The sequence below is a fragment of the Empedobacter falsenii genome (assembly GCF_019308355.1).
GTDB classification, from domain to species: Bacteria; Bacteroidota; Bacteroidia; order Flavobacteriales; family Weeksellaceae; genus Empedobacter; species Empedobacter falsenii_B.
The window spans coordinates 22812-43683 of the sequence record NZ_JAAGKM010000023.1 but is presented as its reverse complement, the minus strand read 5'-3'; the positions used below and the strand labels follow the sequence as shown (position 1 = coordinate 43683).

17 protein-coding genes and 1 tRNA gene are annotated in these 20872 nt (G+C 31.4%); 10 read left to right on the top strand and 8 right to left on the bottom strand.

All coding sequences use genetic code 11. From position 1 onward, the window contains the following. The 3 genes from G0Q09_RS09975 to G0Q09_RS09965 form a co-directional block, all read right to left on the bottom strand. A partial coding sequence (locus G0Q09_RS09975) for a transposase (RefSeq protein ID WP_219034748.1) occupies positions 1 to 1137 on the bottom strand: 1137 nt, incomplete at its 3' end. A gap of 17 nt (positions 1138 to 1154) precedes the next feature. Next, positions 1155 to 1475 (bottom strand): DUF3761 domain-containing protein, encoded by a 321-nt coding sequence (locus G0Q09_RS09970; protein WP_219034747.1) that lies wholly within the window; start codon positions 1473 to 1475, stop codon positions 1155 to 1157. A gap of 296 nt (positions 1476 to 1771) precedes the next feature. After that, a complete protein-coding gene (locus G0Q09_RS09965; RefSeq protein ID WP_219034746.1) occupies positions 1772 to 2224 on the bottom strand; it encodes a type I restriction enzyme HsdR N-terminal domain-containing protein in 453 nt (150 codons plus the stop codon). Positions 2225 to 2227: 3 nt separating this feature from the next. On the opposite strand from G0Q09_RS09965, the gene holA reads away from it, so the two are divergent. Both holA and trxB read left to right on the top strand, forming a co-directional pair. Continuing rightward, entirely contained in the window at positions 2228 to 3238 is a 1011-nt protein-coding gene (gene holA / locus G0Q09_RS09960) for a DNA polymerase III subunit delta (RefSeq protein ID WP_219034745.1), read from the top strand. A 71-nt stretch (positions 3239 to 3309) separates the two neighbouring features. Next, entirely contained in the window at positions 3310 to 4257 is a 948-nt protein-coding gene (gene trxB, locus G0Q09_RS09955; RefSeq protein ID WP_219034744.1) for a thioredoxin-disulfide reductase, read from the top strand. Between the two features lie 141 nt (positions 4258 to 4398). Here trxB and G0Q09_RS09950 read toward each other — a convergent pair whose 3' ends face one another. Continuing rightward, entirely contained in the window at positions 4399 to 5046 is a 648-nt protein-coding gene (locus G0Q09_RS09950) for a 2OG-Fe(II) oxygenase (protein ID WP_219034743.1), read from the bottom strand. 123 nt (positions 5047 to 5169) lie between these two features. Beyond that, complete coding sequence (locus tag G0Q09_RS09945) at positions 5170 to 5706, bottom strand: GNAT family N-acetyltransferase (protein ID WP_306822322.1); 537 nt, start codon at positions 5704 to 5706, stop codon at positions 5170 to 5172. A gap of 370 nt (positions 5707 to 6076) precedes the next feature. Here G0Q09_RS09945 and G0Q09_RS09940 point away from each other — a divergent pair, with 370 nt between their 5' ends. The 8 genes from G0Q09_RS09940 to G0Q09_RS09905 all read left to right on the top strand — a co-directional run bounded on the left by G0Q09_RS09940 (position 6077) and on the right by G0Q09_RS09905 (position 11899). Continuing rightward, entirely contained in the window at positions 6077 to 6532 is a 456-nt protein-coding gene (locus G0Q09_RS09940; protein ID WP_219034742.1) for a hypothetical protein, read from the top strand. Between the two features lie 216 nt (positions 6533 to 6748). Then, positions 6749 to 7336 carry a nicotinamide riboside transporter PnuC gene (gene pnuC, locus G0Q09_RS09935; RefSeq protein ID WP_219034749.1) on the top strand — a complete coding sequence of 196 codons (588 nt, stop codon included), beginning with the start codon at positions 6749 to 6751 and terminating at the stop codon, positions 7334 to 7336. Beyond that, the gene (locus G0Q09_RS09930) at positions 7320 to 8345 is read left to right on the top strand and encodes an acyl-CoA dehydrogenase family protein (RefSeq protein ID WP_219034741.1); all 1026 of its coding nucleotides are present in this window, start codon (positions 7320 to 7322) and stop codon (positions 8343 to 8345) included. The genes pnuC and G0Q09_RS09930 overlap by 17 nt, the downstream gene beginning before the upstream one ends. 28 nt (positions 8346 to 8373) lie before the next feature. After that, a tRNA-Arg gene (locus tag G0Q09_RS09925) sits at positions 8374 to 8445 on the top strand. A 64-nt stretch (positions 8446 to 8509) separates the two neighbouring features. Then, complete coding sequence (locus tag G0Q09_RS09920) at positions 8510 to 9277, top strand: sulfite exporter TauE/SafE family protein (RefSeq protein WP_219034740.1); 768 nt, start codon at positions 8510 to 8512, stop codon at positions 9275 to 9277. Further along, positions 9278 to 10069: a hypothetical protein gene (locus G0Q09_RS09915; RefSeq protein WP_125350138.1), complete on the top strand. Its 792-nt coding sequence runs from the start codon at positions 9278 to 9280 to the stop codon at positions 10067 to 10069. 190 nt (positions 10070 to 10259) lie between these two features. Beyond that, positions 10260 to 10874, top strand: a complete 615-nt coding sequence (locus G0Q09_RS09910) for a deoxynucleoside kinase (RefSeq protein ID WP_038333632.1) — start codon at positions 10260 to 10262, stop codon at positions 10872 to 10874. Between the two features lie 71 nt (positions 10875 to 10945). Beyond that, positions 10946 to 11899: an EamA family transporter gene (locus G0Q09_RS09905; protein WP_219034739.1), complete on the top strand. Its 954-nt coding sequence runs from the start codon at positions 10946 to 10948 to the stop codon at positions 11897 to 11899. Positions 11900 to 11995: 96 nt separating this feature from the next. On the opposite strand, the gene G0Q09_RS09900 is transcribed toward G0Q09_RS09905, so the two are convergent. The 3 genes from G0Q09_RS09900 to G0Q09_RS09890 all read right to left on the bottom strand — a co-directional run bounded on the left by G0Q09_RS09900 (position 11996) and on the right by G0Q09_RS09890 (position 20765). Next, complete coding sequence (locus G0Q09_RS09900) at positions 11996 to 13264, bottom strand: alkaline phosphatase family protein (protein WP_219034738.1); 1269 nt, start codon at positions 13262 to 13264, stop codon at positions 11996 to 11998. Positions 13265 to 13340: 76 nt separating this feature from the next. Then, positions 13341 to 14441 carry a serine hydrolase domain-containing protein gene (locus G0Q09_RS09895; RefSeq protein WP_219034737.1) on the bottom strand — a complete coding sequence of 367 codons (1101 nt, stop codon included), beginning with the start codon at positions 14439 to 14441 and terminating at the stop codon, positions 13341 to 13343. Positions 14442 to 14705: 264 nt separating this feature from the next. Further along, positions 14706 to 20765 carry an alpha-2-macroglobulin family protein gene (locus G0Q09_RS09890; protein WP_219034736.1) on the bottom strand — a complete coding sequence of 2020 codons (6060 nt, stop codon included), beginning with the start codon at positions 20763 to 20765 and terminating at the stop codon, positions 14706 to 14708. Between the last annotated feature and the right edge of the window lie 107 nt (positions 20766 to 20872).

Sequence of the window (20872 nt, the reverse complement as noted above, 5' to 3'; positions counted from 1 at the left end):
GATATTTTCTGCCGTTTGCCGGATTTTTTCTTTGCTGATCTCTTTGAACTCCGGCAGTGCAGGGTCTTTATCTTCTTCCTTTGCCACACTTTGAGCGTATTTCCAGAGCTCTTCCAGCTGACGAAGCATTTTTTCTTTGTTGGTTTTGATGGCATTTGCCCAGACAAAAGTGTAGCGACCCGCCTGTGCTTCAATTTTGGTTCCGTCTACAAACACCTGTTTCAGGCTCACCAAACCTTCTTCTGCCAAAAGCAAAACCACCTGTGAGAAAATATTTTTGAAGGCGGCTTCAAGTTTATGGGTACGAAAACGGTTCACGGTATTGTGATCCACGATGCTCAGGTTGGAGAGCCACATGAAGTTGATGTTTTCACGAAGCGCTTTTTCGATTTTCCGCGATGAATAAATATTGTTCATATACGCAAAAACCATCACCTTGAGCATCATCACGGGATGATAACTGGGATTTCCTTCTTTGCTGTAAGCTTTCAGGAGCGGGTCAATGTTTACCTTCTCCAAAATATCATTAACGATCCGAACAGGATGATTTTCGGGAATCAAATCCTCAAAACTATAAGGAAACAAAACCAACTGATTTTGATTGTAATGCTTAAAATTCATAAACAACTGTATGATTATCAGATATAAATATACGAAAACCCTCAATAATAACAAAAAAAAAATCCGCCTCAGTTGTGAGACGGATTCATTTCTATTAATCATATTATCCATATGATCCTTCATCATTTTATTTAGTTTCGGATTATTTTTTAAACCTTCTCTAGCTAATTCTTCAATTCTTTTACTTTTTACAGCTTTATCTCTTAATCCATCATCTATATTACTGTCATTCAAGTCAACTTCTCTATAAAATCTTCTTCCTTTTTCATCATAATCATCAAATCTTACTAAATCTTCTTCTTTTTTAATATGTACTTTATCATTAAACCATATTTTAGAAACTTGATACGACACAAAAATTGTAACAAATTGTAATAAAGTTAACCAAGTTGTAAACACCTCAATGATTGTAAATATGATTGACAAAAAAATAACAATATTTCTTATTTTTTTTCCAAAAAATGATGATAGCTGAATAATGAAGAATATTATTATTTGATAAGCTAGTATAGTCATATATAGTTTTTTAAAATTTAATTCACCCAATAACTCACCCCTCCATGATGTGAACATGCACCACTTCCTGTTGCTTGTGAAAAAGAACCATCGTTACAAATCGCTCCAGATCTTGAAGGTATATAATTATAATTTTGGTTATAATTTTTATAATTAATTACTGTATCATAAATACTTACATTATTATAATTATTTTTTTGTAAATCATAATAATCATTTTTAATTATTTTATCTTTCTTAACATCTGATTTAAAAAAGATTGATGTAATTCCTGTCATCAAGCCACAAAAGGCCAATAAAATTATACAAGTAATTAAAAAATTAAAACAACCTTTCATATTTTTCAAATATAAACAAATTCAATAAACTTTTTAAGTAAGTAATTTATTTAATCATCTAACAAATTAAAATATACAACCTACTCAATCACGTCCACAACCAAGCTGACGTGGTTCTGAACCCCATCAGCTTACTAAAATACTAAGCTAGCTTACTTCGGAACCTAGTCAGCTTGGTTCAGAACCACGTCGACTACGTTCGGGACATGGTCAGTTACGTTTGAAACGTACTCAAGATCCATTAAAATCGCTCGAATTGACAAATTTTCACATCAACACATTAGCTCATTTTCAAATTATCCTTTCTTCGGCAACTCTTTCAAGAAGTTATATCTTTTTTGGACAAAATCCATCATACAATAATAATGATTCAATCCATTTGTTACCATCAACAATTGAGAACCTAACACTATATTGTAACGTGCAATTTGGTCAAAAGTTGCTTGCGAAATTGCTATAAGTGGCGCTTTACATTCTACCATAATAAATGGTTTTTCTTGCTGATAAACGACAATATCTGCACGTTTTCGCATTCCTGTAATATCAATTGCAACTTCCAACGCAATCGCCGAAGTTGAATAACCCAAATCGTTGATTAAATAATTCAGAACGTGTTGCCTAACCCATTCTTCGGGCGTATAGACCAACCATTTTTTTCGAATCAAACAAAAGATATACAATTTATCTTGGGCTTGTTTCAATCTTATTTGGTATTTTTCGGAAAAATTTAATTGTACTAATTCAGTCATTGTATGAGTCCTGTAGAATCTTTGATCAAAGATATAAAAAACAAAAACTATAAACCGATTTACTTCTTGGCGGGCGACGAGCCGTTTTTCATCGATCAGGTAACTGATTTGTTGGAAGCAAATATTTTAACAGAAGAAGAAAAAGGTTTTAACCAAACAATAGTTTATGGACAAGATGTAGAAGTTGGACAATTGATTGGAATGGCGCGTCAATACCCGATGGGTGCAGAAAAATCTGTAGTGATTGTAAAAGAAGCGCAACATCTTAGCCGTTCGATAGATCAGTTGGAAATGTATGCAAATCAAGTACAAGATTCGACGGTTTTAATCATCAATTACAAAGGAAATTCACTTGATAAACGCAAGAAAATCTATAAAGTTCTGAATGAAAAAGGGTATTACCACGAATTCAAAAAGATTTATGAAAGCGAGTTACCTTCTTGGATAGAACAAAAAGTTGCAGCTAATCAATTTAAGATTGAACCAAAAGCAAAGTTTTTGTTGACGGAGTATGTCGGAGCAGATTTATCTCGTTTGAACAATGAATTAGAAAAACTCTTTACAATTGTTGGCGCGGATAAAACTATCACACCAAATCATATTGAGGAACATATTGGGATTAGTAAAGATTATAATGTTTTTGAACTTCGCAATGCAATCGAAACGAAGAACATCGAAAAAGCATTCAAAATCATTAAATATTTCGAAAAAAATCCGAAGGATAATCCGTACGTCGTTTCGATCACAACAATTTTTAATCTGTTTACAAACATCATTCAAATACATGTTACGCCAGATAAATCAAAACAAAATTTGGCAAAAGTCTTAGGAATTAATCCCTACTTTGTACAAGGAATGATGACAGCTGCGAGTAATTATCCGCTAAAAAAAGCTACGAGAATTATCTCATTCATACGCGAATATGATTTGAAAGGAAAAGGTGTTGGAACTACTGGAAATGTGACGCCAAGCCAATTATTAATTGAATTAGTGTATAAAATTATGAATCTATAATTTTCATCTATTTATAGAATCGAGAAAACTAAATAAGAAATACTAAATTTGTAAAAAAATAAAACAACACAATGGAAAATAACGTAAGAGATGTTATCATAATAGGATCTGGACCTGCAGGTTATACAGCGGGAATTTATGCAGCACGCGCGAACATGAATCCTTTGATTTTAACTGGTATGGAGCCAGGTGGACAATTAACAACAACTACAGATGTTGAGAATTTTCCAGGCTATCCAGAAGCAGTTACTGGACCAGAATTGATGGCTGATTTACAAAAACAAGCTGAACGTTTTGGAACTGAAATAAAATACGAATATGTAACGGAAGTAACTTTTGGAGAAAAAGAAGGTGATGTACATACTGTAAAATCAAACAATGGAACTTACCAAGCGCGTTCTATCATTATTTCAACTGGTGCAACTGCAAAATATTTAGGATTAGATGATGAAACTAAATACGCTGGTAGTGGAGTTTCGGCTTGTGCAACTTGCGATGGTTTCTTTTACCGCGGTAAAGATGTTGCGGTAGTTGGTGGTGGTGATACCGCTGCTGAAGAAGCAACTTACTTATCAAAACTTTGTAACAAGGTTTATTTATTGGTTCGTAAAGAGGAAATGCGCGCGTCTAAAGCGATGCAAGATCGTGTTGCAAATACGCATAATTTAGAGGTTTTATATAACCACGAATTGATTGGTTTGGAAGGAAACAATGTTGTTGAGAAAGCTAAAATCATCAACAATCTTACTAACGAACAAAAAGAATTAATCGTTGATGGAGTTTTTATCGCGATTGGACATAAACCAAATACAGAATTATTCCAAGGTAAATTGGATATGGATGAAACAGGATATTTAATCACGCAAGATCGTTCTTACAAAACAAATGTACCAGGTGTTTTTGCTGCTGGTGATGTACAAGATTCTGTTTACAGACAAGCAATTACTGCTGCTGGTTCTGGTTGCGCTGCTGCATTAGACGCAGAACGTTATGTTGCAGAATTCTTTGACGAAGTATAATATCGTTTAGCATATATAAGAAAAAATAAAAGCTCAACTAATGGTTGAGCTTTTATTTTTATTGTCTATATCGTTCGAATTGATACCAATATTTATCTAATGTAAATAGAAATTGAAATCTCGAAGCAACTACAGATTTTATTACAAATATGTCAAAATATTTCCTCTGGTTTTCAACCAACCTGTGATACTATATCTTGGTCGATTAACAGTTTTTACTTCGTGCGGAATAGTTTTACTATCAAAAACAGCCAAACGACCAGCAAGAGGTAAAATATCTAATTCTTTTTCAGCCTTATTTTCATCTGCCAAATACAAGGTCAATTGTCCGCCAAATTCATCTTTCCATTCTTCATCATTCAAATACAAAACAATAGAAAGTGTGCGTCTATCATCATTCTTAAAAGCATCAACATGTTTTTGGTAAAATGTCCCTTCTGGATAAATAGCGTAATGAAATTCACTTTCCTCAATGCCCATGTAGCATGTTAAATTGAGATAGTCAATAAAATCATTGATTTTTGAGAAAAAAATTTCTTCCGTTTCTGTTTTATTTTCTTCATCAATCCATCTGATTTTATCGCCTCTGATTGATTTTATAATTTGTTCGTTAACCGAACTTCCGACAGCAGCTTGATGAAAATCTTTTTTATTTTCTTTTCGAATTATAGCTTCGCGAAGTTGCTTTGTTTCCTCTGTTGAGAAAAAAAAGTCTGAAATAGAGTATTTTTGATTTGATAAGTCATCAATAATCTTTTCATAAATTGGGTTTAATGTAATATTACTCATTCATTATTATGAAAACTTCAGTAAAAGTATATTTTATTACGAAAAACATAATCATATTTTTAAGTTTTTTTTCAAAAAAAGGACATAAAAAATCTGTCCTCAAAAAATAGTTTTAATTATCAATTACTTAAACCAGTCAACTTTATTCAACTGATAAATAAAATTTAACTTTGGCTCTTCTCCAAAATATTCAATTTGTTCTTCTTTCACTTTTTTACAACCCAAACGCTCTACTGCAATTTGCGAACGTACATTATCAGCGCCAACATGTAAATAAATTTTGTCAACAAACTGAAAAATATAATCAAACATTAATTTCTTAACAGACGGATTAAAACCTTTTCCCCAACAATTCGTCGAATAAAACGTATAACCAACCAAAATAGATGAATCTTGCTCATCATAATCGTAAAAACGAGAGCTACCAACAACTTGATTTGTCTGTTTATCAATAATCTTGAAAGCACCTTTACTTTGAATTGCACCTTCGAAAAAATTCATAAAAACATCTCTTTTCCAACGATTTTTATTTGGGTGCTGTTCCCAAACTTTCGGGTCTGAAGCAGCTAAATAAAGCGCTTCAAAATCATTATCGTTGAGCGGTTGAAGTTCTACTAAATCATTTTCTAAATTGGGCTGAATATTTATCATTTGTTTCATTTAATACAATACTAATTTACATTTTTCTTATACGATATTCATTAAAAATGATAATTAATTCATTGAAAATTTTTACATAAACTTTCTTAAAATGAAATCAGATAACTAAACTCAAAAAACAATTGGACTTTTATGGGAAGTCTATGAAAAGAAGCAAATTCTAGAAAGATTTCAAAGAACTTAATTAAAATGACAACCGAAGGATATACCCTTAAAGTTATTAAGATTGGACAATTAGAACTCTATAACCACAACAAGTTTCATTCAGAATTTTGTAGACGCTTATATAAAAAGGCTTGAACAATTAACAAAATAAATCTTGAATTTTATTGATTATTATTATACGACTAACTAACTTCACAGAAAAAATATGTTTTTAAATTTTGAAGATAAAGCCAGTCTTATTTCTAAACTAAAAAGTTTAAAAGTAGATCAACAGCCAGAATGGGGAATTATGACACCTCAACACATGGTTGAACATTTGATTGTAACCACTAAAATTTCAAATGGAGGTTTAACAGTACCTTGTCGAATTCCTGCAGAGCAAATACCCCAATACAAATCCTTTTTATTAGAATCTGATCATGAAATGCAAAAGGGGATAAAAGCAAATGGAATGGAAGGTTTACTAGATTTACGTTACCATTCTTTAGAAGCTGCAATAGAAAAATTAGAACAAGAAATTGATAAATTCAATTCATATTTCACAGAAAATCCTGATGCTAAAATTGTCAATCCTGTTTTAAATGATATTGGATACGAAGATTGGAAAACATTTCATAAAAAACATTTTACACATCATTTCAAGCAATTTGGTTTGATATAAAAAATACAATAATCAAAAAAGCTTTCTCAGAACTGAGAAAGCTTTTTTGATTATTAATTAGGAAAACTCATCAAAACTTTTCATCTTTGCCTTTCAATGGGGTGCTAAAAAGCTGAGAATATACCCAAGAACAATTTTGTTCTATACCTGATCCAGATAATGCTGGCGGAGGAATTGATGTTAGCAATAACTTCTATCTCCTCATCAAAACAAATTATGATGAAGGAAATTATTTTACACACAACTTGGCTTGAATGGCTAGGTGTCACATTTTCTATTTTTCAAGTCGTATTGGCGAGATTCAATAATCCAAAAAATTATTTATTTGGAATTGCAGGAATTACATTATCGCTTTTCGTTATGTTCAATTCTAAGCTATATGCCGAGTTCACTCTTAATATTTATTATTTAGTGATGAGCATTTATGGTTGGTTATATTGGCAATTTGGACAACAAAAACACGAAATTGAAATTACGATAACCAACAAAAAAGAATGGGGAGTTGTCTCAGGAATTGTTTTAAGTAGTTTTACCATTTTTTATTTAACACTTACACATATCACCGATTCTGACGTTCCAATTTGGGATTCAATCGTAAGCGCATTTGCATGGGCTGGTATGTGGTTAATGGCAAAACGTAAACTCGAAAATTGGATTTTGTTGAATATTAGTAACATTATTTCAATTCCATTAATGATTCACAAAGATTTGTATTTATATGCTATTTTATCGTTGATTTTATTCTGTGTGGCGATTTCTGGATATTTTAATTGGAGAAAAATTTTGAATGAAAATAATGCTTGATATTCCCAAAATTCAAAAAGAATTATTGAATAAAGAATCCTTTAATCAAGTAGTTCTCGATCATATTTATACTCAAAATTGGTTGAATATTTGGGTTCCGAAACAATACAATGGACTTGGCTTACATTTTTCTGAAGGATTAAAAATTCTTCAATCAGTTGCTAAAATTGACGGAAGTTTAGGTTGGTTTATAACGCTTTGTAGTGGAGCAAATTATTTTTCTCGAAATCTAAAACCCGATATTGTTTATAATTTATTTTCATCACAAAAAACGTGTTTTGGTGGAAGCGGAATGCTTGGTGGAACTGCTGAAAAAGTTGGAGATAAATATATCATAAACGGTTTGTGGCATTATGCAACTGGCGCTCCTTATCTCACTCATTTTACATTAAATGCGAAAATAATCGAAGATGGAAAAGAGAAATTGGATAAAAATGGTGAACCAAAGTTTTTGTCATTTATTTTAAATAAATCTCAAGTTAAATTAATTTCTACCTGGAAATCAATGGGAATGGTTGCAACATCTTCTCATAGTTTTGAAGTAGAAAATGAAATCGTTCATCAAGATTATAGTTTTATTTATAATGAATTTTATAGTGATGATTTGGTCGAAAAAATACCTTTCCGAATTTTTGCTGATTTAACTTTATTGGTAAATTATCTTGGAATGGCAGAACATTTTATCGAAAAAAGTTTAGAGATTATTCAATACCAAAAACAAACTAATTTTGATAATTTCGTTATTAAATCAACTTCGAAAACTATTGAATTTGCTAAAACAATAGAAAATTTATTGACAAATAATTCTCCTATTTCAGAAGAAATCGAAACTGAAATTCATTCGTTTGGAATAGAAACTGTTGAGAAAATCACTCAATTTATCATTGAAATTTATCCACAACTTGGAATTAAAGCTTCAAAAATAAATGAAGAAATCAATCAAATTTTCAGAGATTATTTTACCGCAACCCAACACCGAAAATTTAGACAAAATATTCAACTCAAATAGTCTATTTATCTATATTTGCAAAACTTTTGGCTGCGTAATTTAATGGATAGAATATCAGATTCCGGTTCTGACAGTATGAGTTCGAGTCTCATCGTGGCTACAATTTTTAATAATTCCTTCATTATTTATTATTTCTCATCTACATTTGCCTAAATTTTTCAGTTTTGGAAATTGAGATTTTATTATATTTATACATGGCAGCTTTTTGCGCTGGCTTCATCGACTCTATTGTTGGCGGTGGAGGATTAATACAAACGCCATTATCACTTGCTTTTTTACCTAATTTACCTGTTTCAACAGTAATCGGAACGCTAAAAATTCCAGCATTTAGTGGAACAGCTTTAGCAACTTCACAATATCTAAAAAAGGTAAAAATAGATTGGAAACTTTTCACGATTATGGCTATATGCGCATTTGTTTCTGCTTTTTTAGGATCACAATTGTTAACGGTTATCAATAATGATTTTATGAAGCCTGTTTTGTTAATCATTTTGATTGTTTTAGCCATTTACACTATTTTCAAGAAAGATTTTGGACAAGCAACCGAGCGTAAAATTCCTTACCACATTGCGATTATCAATGGTTGTATTGTGAGTATTGCAGTTGGTTTTTACGATGGTTTTATTGGTCCTGCAACTGGAACTTTCTTTATTTTGGGATTCGTAACACTTCTTGGTATGGATTTTTTGAAAGCTAATACTAATGCAAAACTGATCAATTTAGCAACTAATTTTGGTTCGATTTGTTTGTTTTTAATCAAAGGGCAAATTATCTGGAAAATAGCTTTACCAATGGCTATTTGCAACGCTTTAGGAGGTTTTATTGGAGCAAAATTAGCCATCAACAAAGGGAATAAATTTATTCGATACATATTTATTTTGGTAATCCTACTCTCAATTTGTAGATTTGGTTATGAAGTAATTTTCAAGTAAATGAAAACCATTTTTTCAATTATTTTTGTTTCTGCATTTATCACTGTTTTTTCTCAAAAGTTTGAGTTAAAAGATTCAGTTTTGATTGAAAATAGGACAATCAAATCAATTGATACTGATCTAAATAATTCGATTTATTTGATTTCAGATACTAGAATTGAAAAAATATTTCAGTCGAAAAAGAACAAAAGTATTGATCTCAAGAATATTATTACTTCAGTTGATGTCAATAATCCACTTCGAGCTTATGTATATTCAAATTTTAATCAACTCACTATTTTAGATGAAGATTTGAATCCTATTCAGGATATTGTAAAGATTAAATCAAACGATTTTATGCCAGCTGCATTAAAAGTTGTTGACACGCAATTTTGTTGGTTTTATGATTTAATCGGGAATAAAATTGTTTACTATAATTATCAGTTACAAAAACCAATTCTGACATCAAAACAAATTTATTTGAAGTATAATGATCAATCAATCGATAAAATACATGTGTACAAAAATTTGGTGTATTTAAAAGGTCAGAAAACAATTTATGTTTACGATGATTATGGAAATTTCAAATCTAATTTTGAATTTGACACCAATCAGCAACCTTTTTATTTTTATAAAGATGTTATTTTCTATATAAATGACAATAAGCTAATATCAAAAAATATTGTCAATCAAAATTTGACGACTTTTATTGATTTAGAAAATGTAAAAAGTTTTGCGTTTAGCGAAAAAAATCTTTATACTTTGGTCGAAAATAAAATTTACACTTATACTATTTTAAGTACAAATAATTAATAATAAACTATTTAATCAATTAAAACTAATTACTAATCCTTATTTATTTTTAATTTATAATTGAATAAAAATTCATAAATCAATCGGAATAATTTTTTTCTAAAAAAAGATTTTTCTATGAGTCGCTAGCTTAGATTTTGTTTTGAAAATTAAGCTTTAGTATATTTGCAAACGTTAAAATAATTGGAAAATGCATATCGCCATAGCCGGAAATATTGGAGCAGGTAAAACTACTCTAACAAACCTTTTAGCAAAACAATACAACTGGACAGCTCAGTTTGAAGATGTAGAAATGAATCCGTATTTGGATGATTTTTACAACGACATGGAAAAATGGGCGTTCAATCTTCAGATTTATTTCTTAGGAAGCCGTTTTAATCAAGTAAAAGAGATTAGAGAAAGCGGAAAAGACATTATTCAGGATCGTACAATTTACGAAGATGCGCATATTTTTGCGAGTAACTTGAACGATATGGGATTATTGTCTACAAGAGATTATAACAACTATTTGCGTGTTTTTAATTTGATGACAAGTTTTGTAGAAGCACCAGATTTATTGATTTATCTTAAAGCTTCAATTCCTACATTGGTTTCGCAAATTCAGAAACGCGGTCGCGATTACGAAAATTCAATTAGTATTGATTATTTGAATCGTCTAAACGAGAAATATGACAAGTGGATTTCGAATTATAAAGAAGGAAAAGTGTTGGTAATCGACGTGGATAATTTAGATTTTGTTGAAAATAAAGAAGATTTAGGATTCATTTTCAATAAAATAGAAGGAGAAATTAACGGACTTTTTTAGTCAGAAAAAATAAAGTAACTTGCACGGCTTGATTTTAAATTTAATCAGGCCGTTTTTTTGCGTAAAAAATTATGGAAAATAAAAGTATTTTGAAGGGAGTTTTGTTCGTTGCAATGGGCGCTAGCTTCTACGGAATGTTAGCAACATTTGTAAAAATTGCATACGATCAAGGCTATACGACTGCCGAGGTAACAACTTCTCAGTTTGTATTAGGAATTTTGATTTTGGGAATCATCAACTTATTTATGATGAGTAAAAAAGATTTACCAAAGATTGAACAAAAAGATAAAAAAAGGTTGATTCTTGCTGGAACTTCGTTAGGTTTCACAAGTTTATTTTACTATCTAGCGGTACAATATATCAATGTGTCAATCGCAATTGTATTGTTGATGCAAACGGTTTGGATTAGTATTTTGGTTGAGAGTATTTTGGGAAAACAATTTCCTTCTGCCAAAAAATTAATTGCAATGGTTTTGGTATTATTTGGAACTGTTTTGGCAACAAATTTAATCAACCAAGAAGTCGAGTTAAATCCTAAAGGATTGTTTTGGGGATTTTTAGCAGCTTGTTCTTTTACGACTACCATGTTTACATCGAATAGTTTAGCCAATTATTTACCAGCTTATAAAAAAAGTTTGTGGATGCTTTTTGGAGGTTCTATTATTGTGTCTCTATTTTTGTTTTTTAGCCAAATCGGACCTTATTACTTTGATGGTTTAATGAGCTTTTACAACAACTTTTCAAATGATGTAAATGGAATTCATGCATTCAATTTTAGCATTTTTTATACTTGGGGATTACCGTTGGCAATTTTCGGAACTGTCTTACCTCCTATTCTTTTAAACAAAGGTTTTCCGCACACAGGATTAGGTTTGGGAAGTATTGTTTCTTCGTTAGAATTACCCGTTTCAGTAACCATGGCTTTTGTGCTTTTACATGAACAAGTACTCGCAATACAATGGACAGGAATCGCCGTTATTATTTTTGCTATTATTATATCAAATCTGAATTTTAAGAAAAAATAAATTCAAAATGACGAATTCTTATAAGTCAATGAAAATTCAATAACAAAAAAAGCCAACTCTTAATAAGTTGGCTTTGTATTTTGAGTAAAATCTAAATTATTTCACCAAAATTTTATTGGCTAATTGATTTGTTCCATCAATTTTTTCTTGAATTGGTAAACCTAATATCTTCGCAAGCATTGGATAGATTTCTGTATTTGGAAAAACTTTAATCTCTTTACCAGACTTAATATTTGGTCCCCAAGCCATAAAAGTCGCTTTCATTTCTGGCGTTTCTTTTACATAAAAACCATGCGAACCTTTCGGTGCATTTTTGTTTGAGAAATAGTTTGGAGCATGTGCAATCAAAATAATATCTCCAATACGATTGTATCGATCATTCTTTTTATCAAAATGATATTTAGATGGGACATTTGTTGTTTTATACACTTCGAACGTATTATTCTGAACTGCTTTTATTTCTTTGTAAATTGATTCGATATCATTTTTATCTTTTACAAAAAGACTTACATAAGAACCATTTGAAGCAACTTGTACTTTTGATTCATCAATTTTAATTGGCAATTTCAATGGATTTTCATCATCAATTCTTGTCATTCCATGATCAGAAACAAAAACAAAATTCACTTTCAAACCTGTTTTTGCAACCTCATCATTCAATTTCTTGATTGATTGATCTACAAATTGTACAGCTTCCTTTGTTTCAGGTGCATCAGGACCAAAAGAATGCCCTGCGTGATCTACTTCCGGAAAATAAAACGTAATTAAATGTGGACGTTTTTCAGCTGGTAACTCCAACCAATTTACAACTTGCTGAATACGGTAATCAATTGGTGATTTTTCCGAATACTTGTACGAATACGTTGGGAACATACCATTAATAGGCGCTTCCGAACCTGGCCAATAGTAACAAGCAGCTAACATTTTGTTCTGTTCTGCAAGGTTCCAGATTGGCGTTCCTCCGTACCATTTCGGATTGATAACTGCATTTCTATTTCCCAATAAATAACGATCACCAACTTCTCTGTCTAACATATTATTTCCTACCAAACCATGATGAATAGGTGTTAAACCAGTTACAATTGTATAATGATTTGGAAATGTAACAGAAGGAAAAGACGGATACATGGCATCTGCTTTCACTCCATTTTTAGCCAAAGCTAATAGATTTTTAGCTTCATGTTTTTGAGCATAATCATAACGAAAACCATCTGCCGAAATCAAGATAACATAAGGTTTATCTTGTTGTTTGGCATCATTTACACGATTTTCGATTACGATTTGTTCTTCGATTTCTTGTGCATTTGCTGTAACTGAGAACGTTAAAACAATTGCAGAAAATATACTAAGTATTGATTTTTTCATGCCTCAAATTTAGAAAGTTTTATACTTAGAATGAATTAAAAAAATGTCAAATCTTATGAGAAAATTATTCAAAATTCTAACTCTTCTTCATCAACAACTTCAGAAATTCTTTTCCAATAAAAGGATTAATGATATGTTGAAACCCTTTTTGCAAGATAAAAACTGTAATTGTCGCATTAGTTTCTGGCGAATAAATCACATCTGTTCCCCACCAACCACCATGATAATAGGCATTGAATCCCATATCAAAATGATAAATTCCCAAACAATATTTCGATTGATCCGAAGGTAAAACATATGTTGACATCGAATCCAAAATTTGTTTATTCTGAATAATTTTCCCTTCAAACAAATACTGAAAAAACAGAGCCGATTCTTTCGCTGTCGAAGCTATTCCACCACCACCATACAAATCCCACGAAGGATTCAGATCATACGAATCCCACTTGTATTTATCTGCATATTGATGAGCTAGCGGAAGCGTTTGTTGTGGATATTTTTCCAAATCGATAAACCACGTTTGTGTCAAACCTAATTCTTTATACTTTAACAAATCTCGAATTGCTTTATAAAAAGGTTGATGTGTTTTTTGCTCAATAATTTCTGCTAAAAGCAAATAATTGATATCACCGTAACTAAACTTTTCTCCTACTTTTTGTGGACTTCCGATTTCCATTGCTCGTTTTATTTGTTCCTCCTTCGTCCATTTATATTGCGGTCGCTGATTAACTAATTCAAAATACGCATCATCGACATAATCTTGTATTCCAGAAGTGTGCGACAACAAATGTTTGACTGTTATCGTATTCAAATCATAACCATCTTTTTCGAGCAATTTACGAGTCTTCTTAGACAATAAATTCTTGATCGATTGGTTAATTCTAACTTGACCTTTTTCTACCAAACGCAAAATTGCAGCAGCTACATAAGGTTTGGTATTACTTGCGATTAAAACCGGTTGTTGGCTGTTTAAAATTTCGTTGGTTTTAATATCCAAAACTCCTTTTGCATAACTCCACGAAATGTTTTGTTCTGGTGCTTCAACGTGAACAATAATTCCGACAGCGTTTTTATTTTTTTCGTAAATCGAATCTATTTTAGATTGAAAAATGGTTTGCAGCTGCGCAAATCCGATAAAAGGAATGAGTACAATATTGAGTAGAAGTCTTTTCTTCATTTAGTGTTATTTGATTTTAAAGATAAATAAAATCTTGAATTGTATGTGATACGCTTAACGTTTTAAGTTGTACGTAATATGTTTTACAAAGTGTAAAATTCGAAACACTAATCTCGTAACTCACGCAACTCATAAATCAAAAGAAAGCTAAGCAGGAATTACTAAACTCTTGCTTAAGAGTTCACCAACTCTTAGGTATCTTTTAACCAAAATAAAGGCAAGATTAAAAATCTTGCCTTTATTATTAAACTTACAAGTTAAAATCTATTTAATTTCAACACGAATTCCTTCACTTTGCGCACTCAATTCTGGTGCATACATATTTTGCATCGATGTAATTCCGTTCGAGAAATTACCTGCATTATTCGCTTTCAAATCATATTCGAAAACATATGTTCCTTTTCTCATATAATCCGAAAAGAAATTGGTTGCTGCATCGCGCGTGCTTTCGTAATAACCAAATTCTCCTTTCCATTTGTAACCAGAAAGTACATTCACAGGTTCGAAACCACTTGCACGCATATCTTTGATGTGTACAAACTGCATGTTACGATCAACCGAAATCTCTAATCGAACAGTTACAATATCACCCACTTTTATTGGTGTTGACGGTGTAATTTCTTTCAGAATTGGACCATTTGCAGAATTCGATTTAACAAACAATTTCTTATTGAATTTGATTCCCGTTTCGGCAGATTTTATTTTATCTAAATCTTCAAAATATTGCCAATACATCGCTCCCCAAGCAACACCTGGAGAAGTTTTCGAAACTTCAACTTTACCCATTTCAGGTTTAATTTCTTCTTTGTTCCAAGAAGTTTTTACATAACCCGAACCAGATTGCGTATTGTTATCTAAATCAATTTTTTGATTTCCGATCTTCACTTCAATTCCTTTCTCTGCATCTATCCAAGATTTTCCGAAATTCATTAAAGCATAAACCGCTTTTGTCGTTGCTTTTGTCGAATTCCACTGATTTGTTTGACGATTTTTCAATAACCAAACTTTCATTTCTTCGACAGATTTTTCATCTTTTGTTACCTCGTCAAATGCTTCGATTAACAACGATTGTGTTTCTACAGGCGCTTGATACCAAAACCAACCCGGTTGATTTTCTTTCCAATACATACCCATTTCATCCGATTCTACTGCTTTTTCTTTGATCGAATTGACTACAATCTTAGCACCAGACTGCATTCCAAAACGATTCATCACAATTGCAGCCATTGCTTTTTGTTGCAACGACAACTCTAATTTTGTATCATTTAGATTCTTTAACATCGCTGTTTTCATTTCTTCCAATTCTTTCGACATCGGATAATCTTCTAAGAAAAACGAACGCGCATATAAATAATGTAAACCGTCTGAATACGTAACATCCTTGAATGATTTTTGATCTTTTTTGAACTCTTTGAAACGTTTTAAATTCTCATCATCAATAAACTGAATCGCTTTTTTGATTAATGGATTTACATCTATTTCAAATGCTTTGAAATTCACGTCCATTTTCTTCATATTTCCAAAACCAGAAACGATATGCGTTGTGATATATTCGTTTGGACGACCGCCATCAAACCAAGCGAAACCACCATTTGAGAGTTGTTTATCAGATAATTTTTGGAAAGCCGATTTCATTTCCGTTTGCATTTGATTCAATTGGAATAAAACCGCAATTTGTTTCATTTGCTCTTCTTCGCTTTCCGCATTTTTTACCCAAGGCGTTTCTTCTAAAATGATGTTTTTTAAGTCTTGGTTCAATTGTAATTTCGATTTCAATTCACCGTTTTTGTTCCAATCATCAAAAACAGCTTTAATTTTTGGATTCGAATTAATCACTTTCTCCGAAATCATATTTCCATATAAACGCGAGAACACTTGCTCAGCACATTCGTAAGGATATTCGCGCAAATAAGGCAACGAGAAAATCGCATACCAAATCGGATTCGTTGTCATCTCAAACGTTAATTTGAAATTATCCAAAGAAGTCAATTTATTGTTCATCATATTCTCAAATTGGAACGATTTCTTTTGACCTTCTTTCACATAAATCGGCAACGTTTCTGTTACCATCATGCGATTTGTCAAAATTGGTAAAGCCGATTCTTCTCCATCAGAAAAATCTCCAGCCGAAGCCACCACACGATAAACAACCGCTTGTACATTTTTCGGAACATCAATTGTCCACGTCACTTGATCCGAACTTCCTTTCGCAACAGAGAAATCCTGAACTGCATTTATCAATTTAAATTGCGCATCAATTGGTTGATTGGTAAACGCATCAAACAACATCAATTTCGCAGAACCATTTAATACTTTATCTGATAAATTATTAATCTTAGATGAAACCGAAATTTGATCACCTTCTCGTAAAAAACGTGGCATATTTGGCACAACCATCAAGTCTTTTTGGGTGCGAACATTTTGCTCTAAATAACCTGTTTTAAGGTCTGGTGTATACGCAATCGCCATGAATTTCCACTCTGTTAAACTTTCTGGCGTTGTAAATTCTATAATTACATTTCCTTTTGAATCTGTTTTAAGATTTGGATAAAAGAACGCTGTTTCATTTAAATTTGTACGCGCTTTTACATTATCTAAAGCTGCGTTTGCTCCTTTTTTAGTTGTAATTACCACTACTCCATTTGCTCCTCTTGCACCATATAAAGCTGTTGCTTCTCCTCCTTTCAATATATTCATAGACTGAATATCATCTGGATTAAGTTCTGGCATTTTATCATATACGATTCCGTCTATAACATAAAGTGCAAGTGAATTATCTGCTAAATAGTAATTAGCATTACCTCTAATTACAGTTGGAGCTTCTCCTGAATTTGAAGATTTTGCTACATAAGCAACTTCAGCATCAGCAGTTTCTACTTGAATACCTGCAACACTTCCCGCTAACTCATTTTCTACATTTGCACTTGGCGCAGCTACCGATTTCATCATCCTACGATTCATACGATATTGGTTAAATCCAAAATCAAATAAATTAAGGTCTAATCCTGCATATCCTCTTGCATAAAAATCATAATTTGTACGATAATAAATTGCGCGTGAAGAATTTGTTGAATAAAATTGATAGAGATTAAATGGATTATTTCTTCTTGAATTCGTAAAATTATATACATTAAAATCTAAAGAATTCGACGCAAATTGATCCAACGAAGCATCATACATACTTGCTAAAACCTCAGCCGAAACTTTGTCTTTATTTGGTCCTTCTATTTTTAATTGCCATTTTTCTTTTGCGCCTGGCGTCAATTTATCACGTAAAACTTCAGCCGTCACTTTCAGTTGTTTATTTGTAAATGGAATTGCCAAATTAAGACTTCCTGTTTGCACATCATTGAATTTCGTCATCGCATAATTCACATAAATTCCGCCACGATATTCTTCTTTGATAGGAATTTCAACAACCGATTTTTTACTCAAATCCAAGAAACCTTTCTCAATAATTGTTTGATTCGCCTCTACTTCATAATACACAAATGTATTTTTAGAACCCGATTTGAATTCAATTTTTGCAACATCTTTTGGTTGATAAGTTGATTGATTTGGCGAAACTGCTAAAAGCGTTTTGATTTCATTTGCTTTCTTTTCATTCGAAACATAAACCAATTTATCCACCTCAACTTTTTGTGTTCCATCCATCACAAAACCTTTGATGACATAATAACCCTCTTCTAAATTTGACGCTTGATTGAATTTTATTTCATCTGAAACTTTTGTATCAAAATCACTTTCGAAAACCTTTTGATTAGTTGTCCATGTTTTAGGATTAATTTCATCACCATAAGGCTCATTTGGAAACAATTTCTTGAATTCTTCTTTCGTATAAATATTATAATCTGTTATAAATTTTTGACGACGAACAACTTCTTTTGGCGCATTTAACAAATAAATTTCAATAAGACCCTTTCCATCTAATTTTTCATCATTCAAGTTTTTCACTTCAACTTTGAAAGCTTTCAAATCGTCCGCTTTTGTTTTCTCTGAAACAGCCACATTCAACGACATTCTCGTATCACCAACTTTCACCGAAGAAGACTCAGACTGCGTTTCTCCATTGATATCTGTTGCATTTACTTCGATAAAATAATTGTACGTTCTTACCTCATCTTTCTTTTTCTCAGAAGCCGGTTTTGCGACAAATTCGAAATTGAATTTTCCTTCTGCATCAGTTGTTGTATCACCAAACGTAATTTCTTCTCGCTCGCCACGATCTGCTGGAATTGAGCGATACCAAGGCCAAAACGTAAAAATTTCTTGACGATAAACACGGTACGAAACTTTTGCATTATCGATATTAGCACCAGAAAAAGCGATTGCTTTCCCTTCTACTTTTACCTTGTCATTTAAACTATAAACACCTTTATTTTTCTCTATTTCAACTTTGAATTTTGGACGTTTATATTCTTCCACTTTGAATGAATAATAACCTTGAACATTTACAGGTCTAATCGTGAAATTCCCTGTTAATGCTGAACTTGGCAAAACAAAACTTCCATTTACAGAACCAAATTCATTTGTTGTTAAATCAACTTTAGAAAGTTCTTTACCATTGACATCAAACAAAGCAATCGTCAATTTAGAATTTGGAACGACATTTCTCGATTTATCATTTGATGAATAATAAATTCCTTTGAAATAAACCGTTTGTCCAGGACGATAAATCGCACGATCTGTGAAAATTTTGACAGAAGAATCATCATCTTCATCATAACGATCGTAATCGTAATAATATGTTGAATAAATAGTATGTTCGTCTTTTACGCGATATTGAAGATTTCTCCAACCCGAAGGAATTGTAATTATTCCATCTTTATCCGACGTTAAAATTTTAAATTCCTTTTTATTATAATCTGACAAATTAGAAAACTCAACCGCAACATTACTTTCTGGTTTTCCAGTTTCACGATTCACAACCGAAACCTTTTCATTCAGCGAGTTTATCGCATATTTCGAAACCATTATATCCAAATAATCAATATCGTCTTTTGTGTTGATTTTGAATTCAGAATTATTCGAAAAAAGGACAATATAACGACCAGATTTAAGTGGATTTAATTTGACAATTGTCGAATGATTTTGATAATCTTCAAACGATTTGACATCAATTGTATATTGATCAACAACTTGTAAACTATTCAGAAATTTTTGCGCTTCTGCAATTTTATTTTCGTTGTAAACATTTAACGCTTGTACTTTATCTTTTCCATCAAAACCTTCATTATAAGCGAAAATTCTCACAAAAACTTGCGACAAATTTTTATGCGTTAATTGAATTGGTGTATTCTGATTTTCATTAATATATCGCTCTGCTTGTACACTTAATTCTTGCGATTTTATCTTCGAAACTAAATTATTTATATTCTCTAATTCCTCCGAATTTGGATAAAGCTTCGCAACTTTTTGTTGTAGTTCAAAAATCTTATTTACGTTCGCCAATTTATCTTCTTGCAAACCATAATAATCTGTCGCTAAAGTTGCATACACATAAGACGAATACCAGGCTTTTGGATATTTTGTTGCTAAAGATTCTTTTTGTTTAATAATTTCTTGAACCGAAGTCGAACCGCGGTTTGAATCAATTAAAATCAATTCATTGTACAAAACAGCATTTTCGTTATTCTTTTGTTTATTAATCTCAACTAAATCAGAAAGCAATTGATTTGCTTTATCTTTTTCATCATTCTCATTCAGATAATTGATATAATTTCTTGCTAAAACATCATACAATGTTGGCGTTAAATCAAATTGTTGTTGCGCATTTTTCTTATCATTTGCAATATTCAAAATCATTTTATAATCTTGAGATTTTGCATTTATTAATTCATTTTTTGGTTGAATTGATTTCGAAAAATAATCATTAATTATTTTCTTAAAAGTATCTTCTGTCCAAAATCTCACATCATTTGTAGCTTGATTTTCGACATTTGTACGACTATTGATTTTCCAACGATTTTCGTTGTAATACAATTGATATAACTCAGCTAAATATGAATAAACAATCGCATTATTTACAATTGATTTTTCATCTAAATCCTTTTTAAACAAATCAAAAACGAAGTTTACATCATCTGTTTCATCAGAAGTTGCAACTTTTATTTTTGCTTCATAAAACAAAGCTTTCAGATAACTTTGTTGATTATTTTGCTTTTTTGATAACGTTTTAAGTTCATCAATTTTTGGTTGGATAGATTTGAATTGACCATTTTGCATTTGCTGGTCAATTTCTTTCCACTTTTGATCAATCGTTGGGGATTGAGCCATAAGCATCGAATTGGTTAAAATTAATAATAAAAACAGTAGCTGTTTCATAGATTCTTTCTTTTATCAGTAGATGCAAGTTACGGAAAAATGGTTGGTTCTGGAAGTAAAAAAATTATCAAATGGTTGATATATAGCACAAAAAAAAATCTGAATGT

What these genes read in the sequence shown, in the direction of transcription:
- G0Q09_RS09970 (WP_219034747.1), bottom strand. Translation starts at nt 1,475, where the DNA reads ATGAAAGGTTGTTTTAATTTTTTAATTACTTGTATAATTTTATTGGCC.
- G0Q09_RS09965 (WP_219034746.1), bottom strand. Translation starts at nt 2,224, where the DNA reads ATGACTGAATTAGTACAATTAAATTTTTCCGAAAAATACCAAATAAGA.
- holA (WP_219034745.1), top strand. Translation starts at nt 2,228, where the DNA reads ATGAGTCCTGTAGAATCTTTGATCAAAGATATAAAAAACAAAAACTAT.
- trxB (WP_219034744.1), top strand. Translation starts at nt 3,310, where the DNA reads ATGGAAAATAACGTAAGAGATGTTATCATAATAGGATCTGGACCTGCA.
- G0Q09_RS09950 (WP_219034743.1), bottom strand. Translation starts at nt 5,046, where the DNA reads ATGAGTAATATTACATTAAACCCAATTTATGAAAAGATTATTGATGAC.
- G0Q09_RS09945 (WP_306822322.1), bottom strand. Translation starts at nt 5,706, where the DNA reads ATGAAACAAATGATAAATATTCAGCCCAATTTAGAAAATGATTTAGTA.
- G0Q09_RS09940 (WP_219034742.1), top strand. Translation starts at nt 6,077, where the DNA reads ATGTTTTTAAATTTTGAAGATAAAGCCAGTCTTATTTCTAAACTAAAA.
- pnuC (WP_219034749.1), top strand. Translation starts at nt 6,749, where the DNA reads ATGATGAAGGAAATTATTTTACACACAACTTGGCTTGAATGGCTAGGT.
- G0Q09_RS09930 (WP_219034741.1), top strand. Translation starts at nt 7,320, where the DNA reads ATGAAAATAATGCTTGATATTCCCAAAATTCAAAAAGAATTATTGAAT.
- G0Q09_RS09915 (WP_125350138.1), top strand. Translation starts at nt 9,278, where the DNA reads ATGAAAACCATTTTTTCAATTATTTTTGTTTCTGCATTTATCACTGTT.
- G0Q09_RS09910 (WP_038333632.1), top strand. Translation starts at nt 10,260, where the DNA reads ATGCATATCGCCATAGCCGGAAATATTGGAGCAGGTAAAACTACTCTA.
- G0Q09_RS09905 (WP_219034739.1), top strand. Translation starts at nt 10,946, where the DNA reads ATGGAAAATAAAAGTATTTTGAAGGGAGTTTTGTTCGTTGCAATGGGC.
- G0Q09_RS09900 (WP_219034738.1), bottom strand. Translation starts at nt 13,264, where the DNA reads ATGAAAAAATCAATACTTAGTATATTTTCTGCAATTGTTTTAACGTTC.
- G0Q09_RS09895 (WP_219034737.1), bottom strand. Translation starts at nt 14,441, where the DNA reads ATGAAGAAAAGACTTCTACTCAATATTGTACTCATTCCTTTTATCGGA.
- G0Q09_RS09890 (WP_219034736.1), bottom strand. Translation starts at nt 20,765, where the DNA reads ATGAAACAGCTACTGTTTTTATTATTAATTTTAACCAATTCGATGCTT.